The 22,647-nt window shown below is 54.0% G+C and carries 20 protein-coding genes and 4 tRNA genes; all 24 read right to left on the bottom strand.

Annotated features, from left to right (window positions below; all coding sequences use genetic code 11):
- Position 1: 1 nt before the first annotated feature.
- The 24 genes from rpsS to LJ738_RS14760 all read right to left on the bottom strand — a co-directional run bounded on the left by rpsS (position 2) and on the right by LJ738_RS14760 (position 22,482).
- Positions 2-280: a 30S ribosomal protein S19 gene (rpsS, locus tag LJ738_RS14645; RefSeq protein ID WP_068191730.1), complete on the bottom strand. Its 279-nt coding sequence runs from the start codon at positions 278-280 to the stop codon at positions 2-4.
- A gap of 3 nt (positions 281-283) precedes the next feature.
- On the bottom strand, positions 284-1,111 hold the full coding sequence (gene rplB / locus LJ738_RS14650; protein WP_227787159.1) for a 50S ribosomal protein L2: 828 nt from the start codon (positions 1,109-1,111) through the stop codon (positions 284-286).
- 52 nt (positions 1,112-1,163) lie between these two features.
- A complete protein-coding gene (gene rplW, locus LJ738_RS14655; protein WP_227787160.1) occupies positions 1,164-1,451 on the bottom strand; it encodes a 50S ribosomal protein L23 in 288 nt (95 codons plus the stop codon).
- Positions 1,451-2,089: a 50S ribosomal protein L4 gene (gene rplD, locus LJ738_RS14660; protein ID WP_227787161.1), complete on the bottom strand. Its 639-nt coding sequence runs from the start codon at positions 2,087-2,089 to the stop codon at positions 1,451-1,453. Before rplD ends, rplW begins: the two co-directional genes overlap by 1 nt.
- A gap of 8 nt (positions 2,090-2,097) precedes the next feature.
- On the bottom strand, positions 2,098-2,718 hold the full coding sequence (rplC, locus tag LJ738_RS14665) for a 50S ribosomal protein L3 (RefSeq protein WP_068191721.1): 621 nt from the start codon (positions 2,716-2,718) through the stop codon (positions 2,098-2,100).
- A 158-nt stretch (positions 2,719-2,876) separates the two neighbouring features.
- Positions 2,877-4,145 carry an O-antigen ligase family protein gene (locus LJ738_RS14670; RefSeq protein ID WP_227787162.1) on the bottom strand — a complete coding sequence of 423 codons (1,269 nt, stop codon included), beginning with the start codon at positions 4,143-4,145 and terminating at the stop codon, positions 2,877-2,879.
- Positions 4,146-4,240: 95 nt separating this feature from the next.
- On the bottom strand, positions 4,241-4,546 hold the full coding sequence (rpsJ, locus tag LJ738_RS14675) for a 30S ribosomal protein S10 (RefSeq protein WP_035567915.1): 306 nt from the start codon (positions 4,544-4,546) through the stop codon (positions 4,241-4,243).
- Between the two features lie 39 nt (positions 4,547-4,585).
- Positions 4,586-6,724, bottom strand: coding sequence for an elongation factor G (gene fusA / locus LJ738_RS14680; RefSeq protein WP_227787163.1), 2,139 nt, complete (start codon positions 6,722-6,724; stop codon positions 4,586-4,588).
- Positions 6,725-6,833: 109 nt separating this feature from the next.
- Entirely contained in the window at positions 6,834-7,301 is a 468-nt protein-coding gene (gene rpsG / locus LJ738_RS14685) for a 30S ribosomal protein S7 (RefSeq protein WP_035567919.1), read from the bottom strand.
- 89 nt (positions 7,302-7,390) lie between these two features.
- Positions 7,391-7,822 (bottom strand): 30S ribosomal protein S12, encoded by a 432-nt coding sequence (gene rpsL / locus LJ738_RS14690; RefSeq protein WP_068191715.1) that lies wholly within the window; start codon positions 7,820-7,822, stop codon positions 7,391-7,393.
- Between the two features lie 180 nt (positions 7,823-8,002).
- On the bottom strand, positions 8,003-8,326 hold the full coding sequence (locus LJ738_RS14695) for a DUF3467 domain-containing protein (protein WP_035567389.1): 324 nt from the start codon (positions 8,324-8,326) through the stop codon (positions 8,003-8,005).
- 296 nt (positions 8,327-8,622) lie between these two features.
- Positions 8,623-12,978: a DNA-directed RNA polymerase subunit beta' gene (gene rpoC / locus LJ738_RS14700; protein ID WP_227787164.1), complete on the bottom strand. Its 4,356-nt coding sequence runs from the start codon at positions 12,976-12,978 to the stop codon at positions 8,623-8,625.
- A 388-nt stretch (positions 12,979-13,366) separates the two neighbouring features.
- Entirely contained in the window at positions 13,367-17,236 is a 3,870-nt protein-coding gene (rpoB, locus tag LJ738_RS14705; protein ID WP_227787208.1) for a DNA-directed RNA polymerase subunit beta, read from the bottom strand.
- Between the two features lie 275 nt (positions 17,237-17,511).
- The gene (gene rplL, locus LJ738_RS14710; protein ID WP_068191708.1) at positions 17,512-17,892 is read right to left on the bottom strand and encodes a 50S ribosomal protein L7/L12; all 381 of its coding nucleotides are present in this window, start codon (positions 17,890-17,892) and stop codon (positions 17,512-17,514) included.
- A 68-nt stretch (positions 17,893-17,960) separates the two neighbouring features.
- Positions 17,961-18,509, bottom strand: coding sequence for a 50S ribosomal protein L10 (rplJ, locus tag LJ738_RS14715; protein WP_068191706.1), 549 nt, complete (start codon positions 18,507-18,509; stop codon positions 17,961-17,963).
- 15 nt (positions 18,510-18,524) lie between these two features.
- Positions 18,525-19,223 (bottom strand): 50S ribosomal protein L1, encoded by a 699-nt coding sequence (rplA, locus tag LJ738_RS14720; RefSeq protein WP_068191704.1) that lies wholly within the window; start codon positions 19,221-19,223, stop codon positions 18,525-18,527.
- 19 nt (positions 19,224-19,242) lie between these two features.
- Positions 19,243-19,686 (bottom strand): 50S ribosomal protein L11, encoded by a 444-nt coding sequence (rplK, locus tag LJ738_RS14725; protein ID WP_068191703.1) that lies wholly within the window; start codon positions 19,684-19,686, stop codon positions 19,243-19,245.
- A 121-nt stretch (positions 19,687-19,807) separates the two neighbouring features.
- On the bottom strand, positions 19,808-20,374 hold the full coding sequence (gene nusG / locus LJ738_RS14730) for a transcription termination/antitermination protein NusG (protein ID WP_068191701.1): 567 nt from the start codon (positions 20,372-20,374) through the stop codon (positions 19,808-19,810).
- A gap of 12 nt (positions 20,375-20,386) precedes the next feature.
- Positions 20,387-20,581 carry a preprotein translocase subunit SecE gene (gene secE / locus LJ738_RS14735; RefSeq protein WP_068191698.1) on the bottom strand — a complete coding sequence of 65 codons (195 nt, stop codon included), beginning with the start codon at positions 20,579-20,581 and terminating at the stop codon, positions 20,387-20,389.
- 64 nt (positions 20,582-20,645) lie between these two features.
- Positions 20,646-20,716 (bottom strand) — tRNA-Trp (locus tag LJ738_RS14740).
- A 148-nt stretch (positions 20,717-20,864) separates the two neighbouring features.
- Entirely contained in the window at positions 20,865-22,055 is a 1,191-nt protein-coding gene (gene tuf, locus LJ738_RS14745) for an elongation factor Tu (RefSeq protein WP_068191696.1), read from the bottom strand.
- 167 nt (positions 22,056-22,222) lie between these two features.
- Positions 22,223-22,294 (bottom strand) — tRNA-Thr (locus tag LJ738_RS14750).
- A 14-nt stretch (positions 22,295-22,308) separates the two neighbouring features.
- Positions 22,309-22,381: transfer RNA gene (locus LJ738_RS14755), tRNA-Gly, on the bottom strand.
- Positions 22,382-22,399: 18 nt separating this feature from the next.
- Positions 22,400-22,482 (bottom strand) — tRNA-Tyr (locus tag LJ738_RS14760).
- Positions 22,483-22,647: the final 165 nt, after the last annotated feature.

Here is a 22,647-nt window from a genome sequence, read left to right on the forward strand (position 1 = left end):
CTTAGCGCTTGCCTTTATCTTTTTTGGCGACGTGACCACGGAAGTTACGCGTCGGGGCAAATTCGCCCAACTTGTGCCCTACCATGTTCTCGGTCACATACACCGGGATGAACTTATTGCCGTTGTGAACAGCGAACGTGTGGCCAACGAAATCCGGGGAAATCATCGAGCGGCGCGACCAGGTCTTTACCACCGATTTCTTACCAGCCGTTTCGAGTGCCGTGACTTTCTTTTCCAGCCGGAAGTCAATGTACGGCCCTTTTTTGAGTGAACGTGCCATATATTACTTCTTGCCTTTGCGGCTCACAATCAGGTTCTCCGAATACTTATTCTTGTTACGGGTCTTCTGGCCCTTAGCCAAAATGCCGTTACGGCTACGCGGGTGACCACCCGACGATTTGCCTTCGCCACCACCCATGGGGTGGTCGACAGGGTTCATGGCTACACCACGAACGCGAGGACGACGACCAGCCCAACGATTCCGGCCGGCTTTGCCCATGCGGACGTTCATGTGGTCACCATTTGAAACGGTACCAACCGTGGCCATGCAGGTAACGAGTACCATGCGCATTTCGCCGGAAGGCAATTTCAAAGTAGCATACTTCTCTTCGCGAGCAACCAGCTGTGCGTACGTGCCGGCCGAACGGGCCATGGCCGCACCCTGGCCGGGCTGCAACTCGATGTTGTGGAGGATGGTACCAAGGGGGATTTCGCGGAGCAGCAACGTGTTGCCAACTTCGGGAGCTACACCAGGACCCGACACTACCGTCGTGCCTACCGTCATGCCGGCGGGCGCGATGATGTAGCGCTTCTCGCCATCAGCGTAGCTGAGCAGGGCGATGCGGGCGGTACGGTTTGGGTCATACTCGATGGTCTTCACGGTAGCCGGAACACCGGCTTTATCGCGCTTGAAGTCCACGATACGATACTGGGTTTTATGACCACCGCCGATGTAGCGGTTAGACATTTTACCGGAAGAGTTCCGGCCACCCGATTTCGAGAGGGAAGTCATCAATGACTTCTCCGGGGTCGACGAGGTAATCTCGTCGAACGCCGGCGCAACGCGGAAACGTTGCCCTGGGCTGGTTGGTCTGAGTTTTTTAAGTGCCATTACTAGCTAGTTGTGCTTTTGCGGCGAAAAAATTTGAGGCGAAGCTTGCGGCCTAGAGGTTGCCGTAGAAGTCGATTACGTCGCCTTCTTTCACGGCTACAATGGCTTTCTTGCCGTGAGCACGACGACCGGAAACCTGGCCGCCTTTGGTGCCTTTCGACTTCATTTTGCCTATAGTGCGCATCGTGTTGATTTCGGTCACGGTCACGCCATACAGCGTTTCGATGTCCTTCTTGATTTGCACTTTGTTGGCCGTGCGCTCCACTTCAAAAGTGTAGCGACCTTTTTCGTTGAGGCCGGTGGCCTTTTCGGTCACGATGGGGCGTTTCAGCGTGCTCATTATTCGGCGGTGCTATAGAGTTCAACCAATGAAGCCATGCCGTCTTCCGAAATCAGCAGCGTGTCCGTGTTCAGCAGGTCGTGGGTGTTGAGGCCGATAGGCGTCGACACAGTCACTTTCTGCAGGTTACGGGCGCTGAGAACAACGTTCTTGTTTACCTCACCGGTAACAAGCATGGTCTTTTTGCCATTGTTCAGCTTGAGGCCGTCCAGGATGGCGAGGAAGTCCTTGGTGCGTGGAGCATCCATGGCAATGTTCTCCACGAGGGATATTTTGCCATCTTTAGCCAAGCTCGACAGAGCCGAGAGGCGAGCTACACGCTTAGTCTTCTTGTTCAGCTTGAAGCCGTAGTCGCGGGGCTGAGGACCGAACATCCGGCCACCACCTACGAACACACCCGACTTCATGCTGCCGGCGCGGGCACCGCCCGTACCTTTTTGTTTCTTGAGCTTCTTCGTGGTGCCATGCACCTCGTTGCGCTGCTTGGACTTGTGCGTGCCTTGGCGTTGGTTGGCCAAGTACTGCTTCACGTCCAGATACATCACGTGCTCGTTTACTTCGAGACCGAAGATGGCGTCAGACAGGGTCACCTTGCGGCCGGTGTCTTCGCCTTTGAGGCTATAAACTGAGAGTTCCATCGTATCGTCTATTTCTCGATTACCACGTAAGAATTCTTAGCACCGGGAATCGAGCCGCTCACCAGAATCAGGTTCTTGTCGCCTACTACGCGCATCACCTTCAGGTTCTGCACCTTCACGCGGTCATTGCCCATCCGGCCACCCATGCGCATTCCTTTGAATACGCGCGAAGGCCAAGAGCAAGCACCGATAGAACCGGGGTGACGCAGGCGGTTGTGCTGACCGTGGGTCTGGCCACCAACACCCTGGAAGTTGTAACGCTTTACAACGCCCTGGAAACCCTTGCCTTTAGAAGTGCCAACTACGTCAACAAACTCGCCTTCCTCAAAAAGGGTAGCGTCGATGGTTGCGCCAGCGGCGTAGGTCGATTCGGCATCGAGGCGGAATTCAACCAATTTTTTCTTGGGGGTAGTACCGGCTTTAGCGAAGTGACCTACCAATGCTTTGGTGGTGTTCTTGGCTTTTTTCTCGCCGTACCCAATTTGAATGGCGGTGTAGCCGTCATTCGCGATAGTCTTAACCTGCGTCACTACGCACGGACCCGCTTCGATGAGCGTACAGGGAATGTTTTTCCCATCCGGAGTGAAGAGGCTTGTCATACCGATTTTCTTACCGATGATGCCAGGCATTCTGTTATTGATTAAATGACACAAAAAGAAAACGACCGAATGCCGTTTTCGCTAAGGGAGTGCAAAGATAGGAAAAAAGGCTCGGGAATCACAACCACACTTAGAAATATTTTCTAGGTGAGGCTGTTAGCTAACTATTGGGTCAGCCTTTTTCCATGTCAAGCCGGTAGCCATCGGGGGTCCTCCTCACTTGTAGGAAGGGAGCCCTGTAAGGCTAAGAGAAGGAAGAACACTACATAGGCTAGCCCAATCTGAGTTTCCAAGGTGTATTCAACCAGGAATGAGAGGGCAATGCTGATATATTGAGCTAACAACAAGGGAGCATATTTCCGGCGAGCCCACCACGCCGGGTAGAAGATGCCCAAACAGAATACTAGCAGACCCAATATACCGTAAGCTGCTAAATTGTATAGATATTGGTTGTGGGGCTGTATGTAATACTCAGGAGTTAGCTCAGGATATAAAATGGCGTAGCGCTTCGCCATCTCAGTTTTGAGGTCTGGCTTCCCCACTCCTACTAGCTTATTATCCTTCCATACCGCTAAGGCCACTTTATATGAGTATACGCGTGAGGAAATGGAGTATGTCTTACCAACCGAGCTGCGGTTGACGCTGCTCACATCGTCTTGCGTATTAAATATCTTATTGCGGAAAGTCGGTAAAGCAATAAAGCTAATTGCGGGCAGCAGCAGCAGCACTACCGCTAGCGTAGCTGCTCGCTTCCACTGATTGGCGCGGGTTATAAGACGCAGCACAGCCAGCCCACCAAGGACGTAAAATGTCATTTCTCCGCTCCGTACTGCCAACAAATGAAGAAAAAGAGCGAGAAACGTTATGGCTACAATCAACCAAGGGCGCCAAAGCGGTAGAATGGCTTTGTGTAATATTAAAAGGACCCCAGCTGCAATTGCCAATGTAATAATTAGGCTGAAGCGGATATGGTCCGGCTCGGTTGGCATCACCTTCGAGTGCAGATACATCTCGTTTATTTCGCCAACATTCATTAGATAATTGATTGTAGCCCCTAATGCTGCTATCGTTGTTATGGCTATTAGAATAAGCCAAAGAGCCCGCAGGTACCGTGCTGGTAGTGCCGGCAGCAACCAGAACCCTACCACCAGTGCCAAGAAAGGCAATTGGAGCACCATGTCTTTCCCAAACTCATCATAATTGGAAGCATCGGTATTCAATCCCTGAACCAAGTGAAGTAGAAACACCAAAAACAAGCTTCCAAACACCGGCCATTCGTCCCAATTAGCTATTCGACGGTACACCCCCGCATATATTAGCCCGGTGAGTGCGATACCAGCCATGCCGATGCTGGGCAAGATGCGAAACCAATGGGCAATGAAAATGCCAATGATAATGCAAATACAGAAGAACATAGCTGCCCGGTGCAAACGGGCTTGAGTGAAAACAGATTGCATGTAGGGATTGTAGTACTGCCGCAAGTTCCAAAGAAAAAGCCCCACCGCGACGAATCGCAGTGGGGCTTTTCTTAATTAAGACTGAAATCGAATCCTCAGACTTTGATTTCTACGTCAACACCGCTGGGCAATTCCAGCTTCATCAGGGCATCTACCGTCTTCGACGAAGTCGAGAAGATGTCCACGAGGCGCTTGTAGGTGCAAAGCTGGAACTGCTCCCGGCTCTTCTTGTTCACGTGGGGCGAGCGCAACACGGTGAACTTCTCTTTTTGGGTCGGCAAAGGAATCGGACCGCTAACGATGGCACCGGTGGCCTTCACTGCTTTCACGATTTTCTCGGCCGATTTGTCTACGAGGTTGTGGTCGTAGGACTTCAGCTTAATACGGATTTTCTGGTTCATTGGGGGTTTTGGTCCGATTGACCAAGTTAGTGACCGGTGTTATTTACTTCCTTTTACTTTAGCAATGATGCCTTCAGCCAAGTTGCTCGGCACTTGCTCGTAGTGCGAGAACGTGAGCGATGCCGAAGCGCGACCCGACGAAATCGTACGCAGAGCAGTTACATAACCGAAAAGCTCTGACAACGGAACGTCAGCCTTGATGAGCTGAGCACCACCTTTGGTGTCCATGCCTTTCATCAAACCACGACGACGGTTCAAGTCGCCAGTTACGGGACCCGTGTATTCGTCGGGGCAAACAACTTCCACGCTCATGATGGGCTCGAGCAATTTCGGGCCAGCCTGGCGGGCAGCTTCGCGGAAACCACCACGGGCAGCAAGTTCGAACGACAGGGCGTCCGAGTCAACGTCGTGGAAGGAACCGTGGTACAGACGCACCTTCATGCCTTCAACCGGGAAGCCAGCCAACGGGCCCTGCTTCATTGCCTCTTCAAAACCTTTCTGAATTGGCTGGATGAATTCGCGGGGGATAACACCGCCTACAATGGCGTTGTCAAATTCGAAACCGGGCTTTTCTGGCTCGGTTTCTTTCGGGCCAAGTTCGAAGACGATGTCGCCGAATTTACCACGGCCACCAGTCTGCTTCTTGTAGGTTTCGCGGTGGTCGACCTTCTTGGTCAGCACCTCCTTGTAAGCTACCATTGGAGCACCCTGGTTGATTTCCACTTTGAATTCACGACGCATGCGGTCGATGATGATTTCCAAGTGAAGCTCGCCCATACCACGCAATACGGTCTGGCCGGTCTCGGGGTCGGTGTTTACTTTCAGGGTAGGGTCTTCCTCGATGAGCTTGGCGATGGCCATGCCCATTTTGTCTACGTCAGCTTGCGTCTTCGGCTCGATGGCGTAGCCAATTACTGGCTCAGGGAAGCTCATCGATTCGAGAACGATAGGGTTCTTCTCGTCGGTCAGCGTGTCACCGGTTTTGATATCTTTGAAACCAACACCTGCTGCAATGTCGCCCGCTTGGATTTTATCAATCGGATTCTGCTTGTTGGAGTGCATCTGCATAAGGCGAGAGATACGCTCCTTCTTGCCGGTGCGGTTGTTGAGCACATAGGAGCCCGACTCCAGCACGCCGCTGTAGCAGCGGAAGAAGCAAAGACGGCCTACGAATGGGTCGGTAGCAATTTTAAACGCCAGAGCGGTGAAAGGCTCGTCGTTGTCGGGGTGACGCTCAATTTCCGCGCCGGTATCGGGGTGGGTACCGATGATGGCGGGCATGTCGAGGGGCGACGGCAAGTATGCCATAACAGCATCCAGCATGGTCTGCACACCCTTGTTTTTGAAGGCCGAGCCGCACAATACAGGCGAGAACTTCATGTCGATTACCGCCTGGCGGATAACGACCATCATTTCTTCGCGGGTAATGGAATCAGGGTTGTCGAAGAATTTCTCCAGCAACGCATCATCATACTCAGCTACGCTCTCAACAAGCTTTTGACGCCATTCGGCTACAGTCTCCACCAAATCCTCGGGAACGGGGATTTCGCTATATGACTTGCCTTCAGTAGCATCATCCCATACAATGGCTTTGCCGGTCAGCAAATCCACGGCACCACGGAACGTATCTTCAGCACCAATCGGAATCTGTAACGGCACGGGGTTAGCGCCGAGCTTGTCTTTGATTTCGGCAACGGCCTTGAAGAAGTCAGCACCGGCACGGTCCATCTTGTTGACGAAGCAGATGCGGGGCACGCTATATTTATCAGCCTGGCGCCATACAGTCTCTGACTGCGGCTCAACACCCGATACGGCGCAGAACAGGGCCACGGCTCCGTCCAGTACACGCAGCGAACGCTCCACTTCCACCGTGAAGTCAACGTGACCGGGGGTGTCAATCAGGTTGATTTTGTATTGCTTGGTTTCCGGCGTTGGGTCACCCTTTACGTCGGTAGGGTAGTTCCAGAAGGTAGTAGTGGCAGCCGAAGTAATCGTAATGCCGCGCTCCTGCTCCTGCTCCATCCAGTCCATTGTGGCAGCACCGTCGTGCACCTCCCCAATTTTGTGGGTTTTACCCGTGTAGTACAGAATACGCTCCGAAGTCGTGGTCTTACCGGCGTCGATGTGCGCCATAATCCCGATGTTCCGGAGGTATTGTAGGTCTTTGTTAACGGCCATGATTATGTTGAAGGCTTAGAAATTTGGGGTCTCAGGTTCTTGGTCGTTTAACAGAACAATCCGTCAAATAAGTCCAAGTCCCTAAGACCCCAAATAACAATTAACCAGTTTAGAAACGGAAGTGCGAGAAGGCCTTGTTGGCCTCTGCCATGCGGTGGGTGTCGTCTTTCTTCTTAACGGCAGCACCTTCGCCCTTGGCGGCAGCGATGATTTCGCCAGCCAGCTTGTCCTTCATGGTCTTCTCACCACGACGACGCGCGTACTGAATCATCCATTTAGCACCTACCGAAATGCGGCGGTCAGCTCGCACTTCAATCGGAACTTGGAAGGTAGCACCACCTACGCGGCGGCTCTTTACTTCCACGGTGGGCATCACGTTGTTCAACGCTTTGCGCCACATTTCGAGGCCGCTCTCCTTGGTGCGCTGCTCCACAAGGTCGCAAGCGTCATAGAAGATGGTGTACGCCAGGTTTTTCTTACCGTCGTACATCATGTAGTTCACGAAACGGGTTACCAGCGTCTCCTTGTACTTAGGGTCCGGCAGCAAGATGCGCTTCTTTGGTTTAGATTTTCTCATGATAGGTAGTTGATGTTGAGTAGTCAGCATCAAGGATGCGCGGCCCATTTCCGGCGCCACGCATCACTGACTACTCACTACTAGCTGATTTATTTCTTTTTAGCTGGTGCGCCTTTCCCACCCTTGCCAGCTGCTGCTGCGGGTTGACCGGGCTTCGGACGCTTGGCACCGTACTTCGAACGACGCTGGGTCCGGCCGCTTACACCGGCAGTGTCCAGGGCGCCACGGATGATGTGGTAGCGAACGCCTGGCAAGTCTTTAACCCGGCCACCACGAATCAGCACGATGCTGTGTTCCTGGAGGTTGTGGCCTTCACCGGGGATGTATGCGTTTACTTCCTTACCGTTGGTAAGGCGCACACGGGCCACTTTGCGCATAGCCGAGTTCGGCTTCTTAGGCGTGGTGGTGTACACACGGGTGCACACGCCCCGACGCTGCGGGCACGAATCAAGGGCGGGCGACTTCGACTTGGTAGTCAAAGCCTCACGGCCTTTCCGTACTAACTGATTGATGGTTGGCATTTAGCGAATGGTTTGTTTGGAGCCGTTTGCCCCTAAAATTTGGCTTGCAAAGGTAAGATTATTTCGGCGCAATAGCAAACAGAGTGAGGATGTTAATTTGGAGATAGCTGAATTGAGCTAAAAAAGAAAGCGCCTCCTTAGTTAGGGAGACGCTTTCGCAAGTTGAGCTGATGTAAAACATTAGGCCTCCCCTACCGCACCACCAAAGTTCATCGGGTAGCTCGGGGCTTCGTTCTGCATTTTGATGGGGCCGAAGGCGGCTTCAAACCGCTCGATATTTTCCGTGAGCGCCTGCAGGAGGCGCTTAGCGTGCTCAGGTGTAACGACAATTCGCGCTTTCACTTTGGCCTTGGGCAAGCCGGGCATCATGCGGATGAAGTCAATCACGAACTCGCTGTTGCTATGCGCAATCATGGCGAGGTTGGCGTATTCGCCCTCGGCCATGGCTTCGGATAGTTCGATGTTGATTGCGTTAGGGTCTGGGTTTTGGTCGGTTGGCTGCATTAGTAATTATTTAGGCTTGGACTGCAAATAGTCCATGGTGGAGTGTACAGCAGCGAGAGATGCTGGCAGAAATATTATTGTAATAATTGCAAAAAGGGCAACCGAGCCTTTGCTAACTCCGCCTCGCCACACGCTATAGGTAAAGGTGAAAACAGCAAATCCATAAAAACTAAGAACTACAAGAGCAATTAAAGCCCGAATCACTAGTTCTGTCGCCCATACGAATTTCATACATCAAAGAAACAAAAAAGCCGACCGGTTTGCACCAGTCGGCTTCTTCTTACCTCAGCAAAGGGTTACTCTGCCGATACTTCACGCTTGCCAGCGCGGCTGGGCCGCTTGGCAGGCACAACTTCCTCGGCGGCCTTGGCGGCTAGTTGAGCAGCCTCCATTTCCTCTTTCGAGCCTACTACCTGACGCGTGTACTCGCGCAAGCCAGTACCGGCCGGGATGAGGTGACCAACGATTACGTTCTCCTTCAAGCCCAGGAGCTGGTCGGCCTTGCCACGGATGGCGGCTTCGCTCAGCACCTTGGTCGTCTCCTGGAAGGAAGCAGCCGAGATGAACGAGGCCGTACCCAGTGAGGCCTGCGTGATGCCTTGCAGAGTAGGACGCGAAACGGCAGGTTGGGCATCGCGCACTTGCACCAGGGCAAGGTCACGGCGCTTCAAGCTGCTGTTTTCGTCGCGCAGCTTGCGGGCGTTCACAATCTGACCAGGCTTCATGTTGGTCGAGTCACCAGCTTCGGTCACGACTTTCATGTCGATAATCATGTCGTTCTCGGCCATGAAGATGATTTTATCAATCACTTGGTTTTCGAGGAACGACGTGTCACCAGCATCCAGAATCACAACTTTCTGCATCATCTGGCGAACTACCACCTCGATGTGCTTATCGTTGATTTTCACACCCTGCAAGCGGTATACTTCCTGAATCTCGTTCACGAGGTACTCCTGCACGGCGCCGGGGCCCTGAATGCTCAGGATGTCCGAAGGCGTGATGGCACCATCCGACAGCGGCATGCCGGCGCGGATAAAGTCGTTGTCCTGCACCAGAATGTGCTTCGACAGCGGCACCATGTACTTCTTCTTGACACCGTCTTTCGACTCCACGTAGATTTCACGGTTACCGCGTTTCACGGTGCCGTAGGTTACTACGCCATCGATTTCCGATACCACAGCGGGGTTCGACGGGTTCCGGGCTTCGAAAAGCTCGGTAACACGCGGCAGACCACCGGTGATGTCACGGGTCTTGCCCACGGAGCGAGGAATCTTAGCCAGGATGTGACCGGCCTTGATTTTGTCGTTGTTCTCCACATTCAAGTGCGAGCCCACCGGAATGCTGTACGCCTTCTGGCCTTCGGCATCGCCCTTCTTACCGGGGCGGATGATGATGGACGGGTTCTGGTCCTTGGCCTTCGATTCGATGATTACCTTCTCGCGGTGACCGGTCTGTTCGTCCGACTCCTCACGATACGTAATGCCTTCGGTGATGGCATCGAACTGAACGGTACCGTCGAACTCGGCCAAAATAACGGCGTTGTAGGGGTCCCAGTTGTTCAGCTCCTGGCCTTTCTCCACTTCCTGACCTTCCTCTACCAGCATGAAAGAGCCGTAGGGAACGTGGTTGGTAGTGAACACTTTGCCAGTGCCTTTCTCTACGATGCGAATCTCGCCCGAGCGACCCATTACCACGGCCCCCTTCACGCCTTCGGGCGTGGTGGTGGCCACGGTACGTACGTCTTCAAACTCAACCACACCGGCGAACTTCGACTTGATGTTGGCTTCCACCGCAATGTTGGAAGCCGTACCACCTACGTGGAAGGTACGCAGAGTCAGCTGCGTGCCAGGCTCACCAATCGACTGTGCGGCGATAACACCAACGGCCTCGCCACGCTGCACCATGCGGCCCGAGGCCAGGTTACGGCCGTAGCACTTGGCGCAAATACCACGCTTGCTTTCGCAAGTCAGTACCGAGCGAATTTCCACCGACTCGATGCCGGTAGCATCGATGCGACGGGTCGTGTCTTCCTTGATTTCCGAACCGGAAGTCAGGATTACCTCTTCCGTAATGGGGTCGATAATATCGTGAACCGTTACGCGGCCTAGGATACGCTCCGAAAGTGGCTCAACGATGTCCTCGTTGTCTTTCAACGCGAAGGTCTCGATGCCACGCAGGGTACCACAGTCCGGCTCGTTCACGATTACGTCTTGCGAAACGTCTACCAGACGACGGGTCAGGTAGCCGGCGTCAGCCGTCTTCAGAGCCGTGTCGGCGAGACCTTTCCGGGCACCGTGGGTCGAGATGAAGTACTCGATTACGTCCAGGCCTTCTTTGAAGTTAGACAGAATCGGGTTTTCGATAATCTCACCAATCGAGCCTTGCAGCGACTTCTGCGGCTTGGCCATCAGACCACGCATACCGCCCAGCTGACGAATCTGCTCGCGCGAGCCACGGGCTCCCGAGTGCATCATCATGTAGATGGAGTTGAAGCCCTGGTTTTCGCGCTCCAAACGACCCATCAGCGTTTCCGTGATTTGGTTGTTGATACGCGTCCAGATATCGATAACCTGGTTGTAACGCTCGTTGTCGGTAATCAGACCCATCTGGTAGTTCTGAGTCACGGCCTTCACGTCGTTCTGCGCTTGCAGCACCAGTTCGTCTTTCTCTTTCGGAATCTGGATGTCGCCGAGGCCCATGCTCAAGCCGCCTTTGTAGGCCGACTGGAAACCGAGGGTCTTGATGTCGTCCAGGAATTGAGCCGTACGAGCCATGCCCGTGCGCTTGAACACCGTCGAAATGATTTGCTGCAGCTTCTTCTTGGTCAGCAGCTCGTCTACGAAACCAACTTCCTTAGGCACGAGCTGGTTAAACAGCACGCGACCGGCTACGGTCTCAACTACCTTGGTTACCAAGTCGTCGTTCTCGTCGCGAATCTGCGTCCGCACCTTAATATAGGCATGCTTCGAGAGCTGGCCTTCATTGAGGGCAATCACAACCTCTTCGTCCGAGTAGAACACACGGCCTTCGCCTTGGATGGTCTCGTTTTCAGTGCTACGCTTACCTTTGGTCACGTAGTACAGACCCAGAACCATGTCCTGCGACGGTACCGCGATGGGCGCGCCGTTGGCGGGGTTTAGGATGTTGTGTGACGCCAGCATGAGCATGGAGGCTTCCAGGATAGCAGCTGGTCCCAGAGGAACGTGCACAGCCATCTGGTCACCGTCAAAGTCAGCGTTGAAGGCCGTACAAACGAGGGGGTGCAGCTGGATAGCCTTGCCCTCGATCAGGCGCGGCTGGAACGCCTGGATACCCAAGCGGTGCAGCGTAGGAGCACGGTTGAGCAATACCGGGTGGCCTTTCAGCACGTTCTCCAGGATGTCCCAAACCACGGCGTCCTTGCGGTCCACGATTTTCTTAGCCGATTTCACCGTTTTCACAATGCCGCGCTCAATGAGCTTGCGGATGATGAACGGCTTGAACAGCTCGGCGGCCATGTTCTTGGGCAGACCGCACTCGTGCAGTTTCAGCTCAGGACCAACGACGATTACCGAACGACCCGAGTAGTCGACACGCTTACCAAGCAGGTTCTGACGGAAGCGGCCCTGCTTGCCTTTCAGCATATCGGACAGCGACTTCAGGGCCCGGTTGCCTTCGGCGCGCACGGCGTTCACCTTACGCGAGTTGTCGAACAAGGAGTCAACAGCTTCCTGTAGCATGCGCTTCTCGTTCCGCAGAATCACCTCGGGCGCTTTGATTTCAATCAGGCGCTTGAGGCGGTTGTTACGGATGATAACGCGACGGTACAGGTCATTCAAGTCGGAAGTAGCGAAACGGCCACCATCCAACGGAACGAGGGGACGCAATTCCGGCGGAATCACCGGCACCATGCGGATTACCATCCATTCAGGGCGGTTTTCCACGCGGGTAGCGGCATCACGGAAAGCTTCCACTACGCGCAGACGCTTCAAAGCCTCAGCTTTACGCTGCTGCGAAGTTTCGTGAGCAGCGGAGTCACGCAGCGAGTAGCTCAACTCATCCAGGTTGATGCGCTCCAGCAGCATGTGCAGGGCATCAGCACCCATGCGGGCGATGAACTTGTTGGGGTCCTCGTTGGGCAGCATCTGGTTCTCCCGGGGGAGTTTGTCGATGATGTCCAGGTACTCGTCTTCGGTGAGGAAGTCGAGAATCTGCACGCCTTCTTCAGCCAGGGTACCGGGCTGAACAACGACGTACCGCTCGTAATAGATAATCTGGTCGAGCTTCTTGGTGGGCAGGCCCAGCAGGTAGCCGATTTTGTTAGGCAGCGACTTGAAGTACCAGATGTGAGCAACGGGCACCACCAGTTCGATGTGGCCCATGCGCTCACGGCGCACTTTCTTCTCGGTCACCTCCACACCGCAACGGTCGCAGATGATGCCCTTGTAGCGAATGCGCTTGTATTTGCCGCAATGGCATTCCCAGTCCTTAACCGGACCGAAAATCCGCTCACAGAACAAGCCACCCATCTCGGGCTTGTAGGTGCGGTAATTGATGGTTTCAGGCTTCACCACTTCGCCGGTGCTGCGCTCCAGAATTGCTTCGGGCGAGGCCAGGGAAATAGTGACTTTGGAGAAGTCCTGTACCAGTTTCTTGTTTTTTGCGAAAGCCATTTGATTGGTTTTAAGCTGTTAGCTGTTGGCTTTGAGCTATTGGGCGCCTCATCCTTCGCCAGAAGAATGCAAGAGTTCCCAACAGTGTGACTCTTAGAAAAGTGCCGGTACGAACCAGATAGGTATGATGCGCAAAAACCTTTTAGAAGGTCTGGTAATCTAGTTGCCGGGCTAGCGGACGGATGGGAAGGCCTTCGGTTAGGAAACTCAGAGAGTGAATTGCTGTCCTGACCATATCTCGGAACAACCTCTCCTTTATCTGTCACCGAAGCGTTTTCGCACCCTTCGTTACATGAGCGACTCAACTAGCCGCTCGTATGGCTTGCCGGCAATTAAGCCGCTTGTTGCTTGCGAGGCGTTGGCCCCACAAGCAACAAGCGGCTGGTAATTATTCCAAGGTGATTTCCAGTGCCAGACCACGGAGTTCGTGGAGCAACACGTTGAACGACTCAGGGATGTTCGGCTTGGGCAGAACGTCGCCTTTTACAATGGCTTCGTACGCTTTGGCACGGCCCACCACGTCGTCCGACTTCACCGTCAGGATTTCCTGGAGAACGTTGGAAGCACCGAAGGCCTCCAATGCCCACACTTCCATCTCGCCGAAGCGCTGGCCACCGAACTGCGCCTTACCACCCAGCGGCTGCTGCGTAATAAGCGAGTACGGCCCGATGGAACGAGCGTGCATCTTGTCGTCAACCAAGTGACCTAGTTTGAGCATGTAAATCACGCCCACGGTTACCGGCTGGTCGAAACGGTCGCCCGTCAAGCCATCGTGCAGGTAAGCACGGCCCCAATCGGGCAAGCCAGCCTCGGTCAATTCGTGAGCTACTTCATCCTCAGTAGCGCCGTCGAAAATCGGAGTAGCATAGGTGCGACCCATTTTCAGACCAGCCCAACCAAGTACGGTCTCATAAATCTGACCGATGTTCATCCGGCTTGGTACACCAAGCGGGTTCAGCACGATATCCATTGGGGTGCCGTCAGGCAGGAAGGGCATGTCCTCATCGCGAACGATGCGGGCTACCACACCCTTGTTACCGTGGCGGCCGGCCATTTTATCACCCACCTTCAGCTTACGCTTCTTGGCGATGTAAACTTTGGCAAGCTGCACGATACCAGCAGGCAGTTCGTCACCTACTTCCAAGGTGAAGCGCTGACGCTTGAACTTCGCGGTGATGGTGTTGCGGCGCTTGGCGTAGTTACGCACCAGCTCCAGCACCAAGCCATTTACGCGGGCATCAGCCGTCCAGCCTTCCAGAATCAGGTCCTTAAACAGGTTCACTTCTTCCGGAACGGCGTAGTTGCTCTCGTCCTTGTAAGGGTTCTTCTCGGGGAACATCCCCTCGTTGATGTTCTTGCGGTTGAACTTCACGCCCTTGGCAATCATCTCCTCGCCGAAGCGGTGTTTGATGCCCTGTGACGTTTTGCCTTCCAGCAATTGCACCAGCTTGTCAATCATGATGGCTTTCACGCCACGCAGTTCCTGCGCGTAGGTCGCCTTCAGATCTTCTACTTCCTTCTTCGACTTGGCCCGGAGGTTTTTGTCTTTCTTAGGACGTGAGAAGAGTTTTGTGCCGATAACAACACCCTGCAAGGAGGGCGGCGCTTTAAGCGAAGCATCTTTCACATCGCCGGCCTTGTCGCCGAAGATGGCGCGGAGCAGCTTCTCTTCCGGAGTCGGGTCCGTCTCGCCTTTCGGCGTGATTTTACCAATCAGGATGTCGCCTTCCTTCACCTCCGCGCCGAGGCGGATGATACCGTTGTCGTCGAGGTTGCGCACGGCTTCTTCGCTCACGTTCGGAATTTCCGAGGTCAGCTCTTCTTCGCCGCGCTTGGTCTCGCGCACTTCCAGCTCAAACTCCTCAATGTGAATCGAGGTGAAGATGTCGTCGCGAACCACGCGCTCCGAGATGACGATGGCATCCTCGAAGTTGTAACCCTGCCACGGCATGAAGGCGACTTGCATGTTGCGGCCCAAGGCGAGTTCGCCCTGGTTTGTGCCGTAACCTTCGCAAAGCGCCTGGCCTTTGGTTACCCGCTCACCGCGCTTCACGAGCGGCGTCAGGTTGAGGCAGGTATCCTGGTTGGTGCGACGGAACTTGATGAGGTCGTAAGTAATGCGCTCCGCGTCGAAGCTCACCATGATGTCGTCCTCCGTGAGGTCGTACTTCACCACGATTTTGTTGGCGTCAACGTAGTCGATTACGCCTTCACCTTCCGACATAATCAGGGTACGCGAGTCGCTGGCAATACGGCCTTCCAGACCCGTGCCCACAATCGGAGCCTCCGGACGGAGAAGGGGAACGGCCTGGCGCTGCATGTTCGAGCCCATGAGGGCACGGTTGGCGTCGTCGTGCTCCAGGAACGGAATCAGCGAAGCAGCTACCGATACAATCTGGTTCGGGGCTACGTCCATGTAGGAGTACTCCGAAGGATTAACCACGGGGAAGTCACCTTCGAAACGGCCCTTTACCAACTCCTGCGTCAGGTTACCGTTGGCATCGAGCAGGGAGTTGGCCTGAGCGATGTGGTGGGTATCCTCTTCCTCAGCGGTCAGGAACTTCACATTCTCGCTCATATCCACCTTGCCGCCTTTCACGTCGCGGTAAGGCGTCTCGATGAAGCCCATGGCATTCACGCGAGCGTGCACGCACAGCGACGAAATCAGACCAATGTTCGGTCCTTCCGGCGTTTCGATGGTGCAAAGACGACCGTAGTGGGTGTAGTGAACGTCACGTACTTCGAAACCAGCGCGCTCACGCGACAGACCTCCTGGCCCCAGAGCCGATACGCGACGCTTGTGCGTCACCTCGGCCAGCGGGTTAGTTTGGTCCATGAACTGCGACAGCTGGTTCGTACCGAAGAACGAGTTGATAACACTCGACAACGTCCGAGCGTTAATCAGGTCAACCGGCTTGAAGTCCTCGTTGTCACGCACGTTCATGCGCTCCTTGATGGTACGCGCCATGCGGGCTAGGCCCACGCCAAACTGAGCGTAGAGCTGCTCCCCTACCGTGCGGACACGACGGTTGCTCAAGTGGTCAATGTCATCGACGATGGCCTTGGAGTTGATGAGACCAATCAGGTACTTCACAATCAGAACAATGTCCTGGTTGGTCAATACCCGCGACTCTTGCTCCATGCCAATCTGCAGCTTCTTGTTAATCCGGTAGCGGCCCACCTCGCCGAGGTCATAGCGCTTGTCTGAGAAGAACAGCTTCTGGATGATGTCGCGAGCAGTTTCTTCGTCCGGCGCTTCCGTATTACGGAGTTGGCGGTAAATCTGCTCAACGGCTTCCTTCTCCGAGTTGGAGTTGTCCTTCTGCAGCGTGTTGTAGATAATTGCGAAGTCCGCAATGTTCACGTTCTCACGGTGCAGGATTACCGACTTGGCGCCGGCCTCCAAAATCACGTCGATGTCGGCGTCCTCGATGGTAGCATCACGCTCGAGCAACACCTCGTTGCGGTCGATGGATACTACTTCGCCGGTGTCCTCGTCCACGAAGTCTTCCGTCCAGGTGCGCAGCACCCGGGCAGCCAACTTGCGGCCCACGATTTTCTTGAGATTTTTCTTGTCAGCCTTTACTTCCTCTGACAAACCGAACAGGTCGAGAATGTCTTTGTCGGTGCCGTAGCCGATGGCGCGAAGCAGCGTCGTCACCGGGAATTTCTTCTTCCGGTCGATGTACGCGTACATCACGTTGTTCACGTCCGTGGCAAATTCAATCCACGAACCCTTGAACGGAATGATACGGGCCGAATAAAGCTTGGTACCGTTGGTGTGCTTGCTCTGGGCGAAGAATACGCCCGGCGAACGGTGCAGCTGCGATACGATAACCCGCTCGGCGCCGTTGATAACAAACGAACCCTTCACGGTCATGTAAGGGATGTTTCCGAGGAACACCTCCTGCTCAATCGTCTCGAAGTCCTCGTTGTCCTTATCATTGCAAATCAACCGGAGCTTGGCCTTCAGGGGAACCGAGTAGGTCAGGCCGCGGTCGATGCACTCGTCAACCGAATATTTCGGGGGGTCGACGTGATAATCGATAAAGTTGAGCACGAAATTTTCGCGCGAGTCGGAAATCGGAAAGTTCTCGGCAAACACTTTGAACAATCCTTCGTTAGAACGACGCTCAGCAGCGGTTTCCAACTGAAAGAATTCCTGGAACGAGCGTACTTGCACGTCCAGGAAGTCCGGATATTCAATAACCTTCTTAATCTTGGCGAAATTGATTCGCTCGGCGGCCGTTTTCTTCAGGGCGGCCGTCTTTGCTTTCGGTGTAGCCAATGCGATGGGGATTAAAAGATGGACACAGAAGCGTAAAAAAGGAAGCCGGGGTGGCGGCTGGTCAGCAATGCGGGGCAGAACCCGCACTCCCTAACGCGCACAATAACAGTGGCATTAGCTGACGCAAAGAAGCGCGAACTAGAAAGCTCGCGCTTTTGACACACCACAAACAGGAAAAGACCTGGCTAAGTTGCCAGGTCTAATCCTTATTCGAAGCGGGTCCGGAGATGCTTCAGGAGCAGAAATTACTTAACTTCTACTTCAGCACCGGCTTCTTCGAGCTGCTTCTTCAGCGACTCAGCCTCGTCTTTTGTTACGCCTTCTTTCAGGGGCTTGGGAGCACCGTCAACCAATTCCTTGGCTTCTTTCAAGCCGAGGCCGGTCAGGTCCTTCACCAGCTTAACTACAGCCAGCTTGGCACCACCGGCAGCCTTCAGGATAACGTCGAACGACGTCTTCTCCTCGGGAGCCTCGTCAGCGGCAGCAGCGCCACCACCGGCCATCATTACGGGAGCAGCAGCAGCGGGCTCGATGCCGTACTCGTCCTTCAGGATGGTTGCCAATTCGTTTACTTCTTTCACCGTCAGGTTTACAAGCTGCTCAGCGAATGCTTTCAAATCTGCCATTTCTGTAGATTGTTAAAAAAATGTGTTGTTGAAAATTTATTGTTGAAGTCGAAAAAGAAGATTGGCGCTTAGGCGGCCTCTTTTTCGGAAAGCGTTTTGAGGATACCGGCCAGTTTGTTGCCGCCGCTCTGAAGAGCCGAGATAACATTTTTGGCAGGCGATTGCAGCAGGCCGATGAGTTCACCGAGCAGTTCCTGCTTGCCTTTGATGGTGGTCAAACCTTCGAGCTGGTTCGAGCCGATGTAGATGCTGGCATCCACATAAGCGCCTTTCAGCACGGGCTTGGGCTCAACACCACGGGGATAAGCCTGAGCTTTGTAGAAGTCACGCAGCAGCTTTGCGGGAGCCGAGCCGCTCTCCGTAGAGAACAACACGCCCGAAGAGCCTTTCAGCGCAGCATCCATCTCCGAAGTATCGTGGCCGAGGGTGTCCAGCGCCTTACGGATGAAGGTGTTTTTGTACACCTTGTATTCCATACCGCGGTTGAAGCACAGACGACGGAAATCGTTGATTTTCGCTACCGACATTACCGAAGCATCGACAATGTAGAACGAGTTGTGCGATTGGAATTTTCCGCTCAACTCATCCACGAGGGCTTGTTTTTCTTCCCTGGTCATGTTTGGTTGGGTTAATTAGTTAGCGGAGTTTACTTGGCTGTCCACCGGAACGGCGGGCGACATCGTGCTGCTCAAGGTGATGCTGCGGATGTAGGTGCCTTTCGAAGAAGAAGGCTTCAGGCGACCCAACGTCTGGATTACCTCCAGGGCGTTTTCGGCCAGCATTTTCTCGTCGAACGATACTTTACCCACCGAGCAGTGAATGATACCGGTTTTGTCAACTTTGAAGTCGATTTTACCAGCTTTCACTTCCTGTACAGCCTTGGCTACGTCGGTCGTAACGGTACCAGACTTCGGGTTCGGCATCAGACCACGGGGACCGAGCACACGGCCCAGGCGACCTACCTTAGCCATTACGGCGGGCATGGTGATGATTACGTCGATGTCGGTCCAGCCTTTCTCGATTTTCGCGATATAGTCGTCCAGACCCACGAAGTCGGCGCCGGCGGCCAAAGCTTCGGCCTCCTTGTCGGGAGTAACCAGAGCCAGTACACGCACAACTTTGCCGGTGCCGTGGGGCAGGGTAGCCACGCCACGAACCATCTGGTCCGCTTTGCGGGGGTCCACGCCGAGGCGAACGTCAATATCTACCGAAGCATCGAATTTGGTGTAGGTAATGTCCTTCACCACTTTGGCGGCCTCTAGGAGGCTGCGCACTTCCGTGAGGTCGTGCTTGGCAAGGGCTTCCTTGCGCTTTTTGCTGATTTTTGCCATCTGTCGTTTTTCCTTTTAATTATTCAGCAAAAGGAGAGTCGCCCTTGATGGTAATACCCATGCTGCGGGCCGTACCAGCCACCTGCTTCATAGCTGCTTCCACCTTGAAGGCGTTCAGGTCAGCCATTTTGGTTTCGGCGATGGTGCGGACTTGGTCCCACGTCACGGAGCCTACTTTGTTACGGTTGGGCTCTTTCGAACCGCTCTGCAACTTGGCAGCTTCCATGAGCAACACCGGAGCCGGTGCCGTCTTCACCACGAAGTCGAACGACTTGTCGGTGTACATGGTGATGAGTACAGGACAAACTTGGCCGGCTTTATCTTGGGTGCGAGCATTGAACTGCTTGCAAAATTCCATGATGTTCAAGCCTTTGCTACCAAGTGCAGGTCCTACCGGCGGCGAAGGATTCGCGGCGCCTCCCTTTATCTGCAGACGCAGATAACCTCTGATTTCTTTGGCCATTTGATTGTGTTGGCTGCGGCTCCTGCGTCGTAACTCGCGCTTGCCTCAGTACATATAAACTCCTAGTTGGAAGCCCCGCCGACCCGGAGCAATTAGCCGGCGTGGTATAATCGAGAGAGGGTTACACCTCTTTTTCTACTTGGGTATAGCTGAGTTCTACCGGCTGCGAGCGGCCGAAAATCTTCACGACTACATTGAGCTTCTTGCGCTCTTCGAATACTTCGTCCACATTGCCGGAGAAACCGTTGAACGGACCATCTACTACTTTCACGAGTTCGCCTACTACATAAGGCTTGTCGAGGGTAGCGGTGGTCTGCTGCTCGGCTTCGTCCACAATGCCGAGGATACGGTTCACTTCGGAGATGTGCAGGGGAACGGGCTTGTTGTTAGCAGCGTCCTTCTTGTCTTTGTCGCCGAGGAAACCAATCACACCAGGCGTGCTGGTGATGATGTGGTCAACTTCACCGTGGCCGAGGTCGGCGTGGATGATGATGTAGCCGGGGTAGAGGTTCCGCTCGCGCACGCGCTTCTTGCCGTTGCGCATTTCGAAAACCTTCTCTACCGGAATCAGCACCTGCGGCACCAGTTCGGTCAGGTTATGCCGGCCGAGCTCTGTTTCGAGGTAGTTTTTGGCTTTTTTTTCCTGGCCGCTCACGGAGCGTACCACGTACCATTTCAATTCGCCCATCTTGATTGTTGATTAGCGAAACGAGTTATAAAAAGCTTTAAGTACCGTCTCAAAGCTGATGTCCATAACGCCTACCACTACGGCAAACACGAGCGAACCAATCAGCACGAGACCGGCGCTTTTTTGCAGTTCCGTCGTCGAAGGCCACGTTACATTGTAGCGCATTTCCTCGATGGTAGTGCGGAAATAATTGCTCAGTTTGTCCATTGGTTGAGGAAAAAACAGCGTTGCCGCTGAAAACGACATGGAGCGGGCCAACTGGCCCAGATTGCACGAGTGGAGAGATTCGAACTCCCATCAAAGGTTTTGGAGACCTCTATTCTACCCTTGAACTACACTCGTTTATTGGCATTCCCGCTTAGCGCATTTCGCCAAAGGGAGTGCAAAGGTAAGAGAAACAGCGGACAAAACAAATATGCCCTTCTGTTTCAGCGTAAAAAAGCCGCTCCCGAGAATACGAGAGCGGCTTTTTTTACTGATAAGCCGGAGCTTAGTCGAGAACTTCCGTTACTTGACCAGCACCTACCGTACGGCCACCCTCACGGATAGCGAAGCGGAGGCCTTTCTCCATTGCCACCTTGTTGATGAGCTCAACGGTGATGGTGATGTTGTCGCCGGGCATTACCATTTCAACGCCCTCGGGGAGGGTGATGATGCCGGTAACGTCGGTGGTACGCAGGTAGAACTGCGGACGGTAGTTGTTGAAGAACGGGGTGTGACGGCCACCTTCCTCTTTCGAGAGAACGTAAACTTCAGCCTTGAACTTCTGGTGAGGAGTTACCGAACCGGGCTTGCAGATAACCATGCCGCGACGGATGGCTTCTTTTTCAATACCACGGAGGAGCAGACCTACGTTGTCACCAGCTTCGCCACGGTCAAGGATTTTGCGGAACATTTCCACACCCGTTACCGTCGACTTCAGGCCTGGGGCAGCGCCCATACCGAGGATGTCAACTTGCTCACCCGAGTTGATGATACCGCGCTCGATACGACCGGTAGCTACGGTGCCACGGCCAGTAATCGAGAACACGTCCTCTACAGGCATCAGGAAGGGCAGGTCGGTCAGACGAGCAGGAATCGGAATGAACGAGTCAACCGCGTCCATCAAATCGTTGATTTTGGGAACCCAGTTGGCATCGCCGTTCAGGCCGCCGAGGGCCGAACCCTGGATAACCGGAATGTTGTCGCCGTCGAAGTCGTAGAACGAGAGGAGTTCGCGGATTTCCATTTCCACCAGCTCGAGGAGCTCGGGGTCATCCACCATGTCCACTTTGTTCATGAACACCACCAGCTGAGGAACACCTACCTGACGAGCGAGCAGGATGTGCTCACGGGTCTGGGGCATGGGGCCGTCGGTAGCAGCTACTACTAGGATAGCGCCGTCCATCTGGGCAGCACCGGTAACCATGTTCTTCACATAGTCAGCGTGACCGGGGCAGTCAACGTGGGCGTAGTGACGGTTTTTGGTCGAGTACTCTACGTGAGCGGTGTTGATGGTGATACCACGCTCTTTTTCTTCGGGAGCATTGTCAATCGAAGAGAAGTCACGCTTTTCGGCCAGGCCCTGGTTTGCCAACACCATGGTGATAGCAGCGGTCAGGGTCGTTTTGCCGTGGTCGACGTGGCCGATGGTACCGATGTTTACGTGCGGCTTGGACCGGTCGAAATTTTCTTTAGCCATTGTAAAGAGTAAAAAAGAGGTGGTGAAGTGAATTTGAAGATAAATCCGACCCTACAACAAGAAAGCGAGACTCAGCCCCTACGAAATAGAAAACTGTGCGTCGCTTACCTGAGAGAACCGTGCCCACTGCCCGAAAATATAGGCGGCGGGACTTGTATTGTAATCTGAGCCATTTATGGGATTTGAACCCATGACCTCTTCCTTACCAAGGAAGTGCTCTACCACTGAGCTAAAACGGCTTATGCTAAAAATGAGCGGGAGACGAGGTTCGAACCCGCGACCTGCAGCTTGGAAGGCTGCCGCTCTACCAGCTGAGCTACTCCCGCAGTTGGCCTCAATAAAAGTGGGGAGAGAAGGATTCGAACCTTCGAAAGTTTACACTAACAGAGTTACAGTCTGTCCCATTTGGCCGCTCTGGAACCTCCCCAATTTGGTGCTTGCTGGCCGATTGCCAGAAAGCAAATCCCTTTCGTTTTACCGGCTACCGAAGTAGTAGTGTTTCGTAAGGAGTCGCAAAATTAAGGCTTTTCTGACACCAGGCAAGCGGTGAAGCAAAAAAAGGTGTGGTTTTTTTCAGAAAAGTGCCTCTACG

Origin of the sequence: Hymenobacter plasmatis, assembly GCF_020711255.1 — a bacterium.
In the GTDB taxonomy this organism is placed as follows: Bacteria; Bacteroidota; Bacteroidia; order Cytophagales; family Hymenobacteraceae; genus Hymenobacter.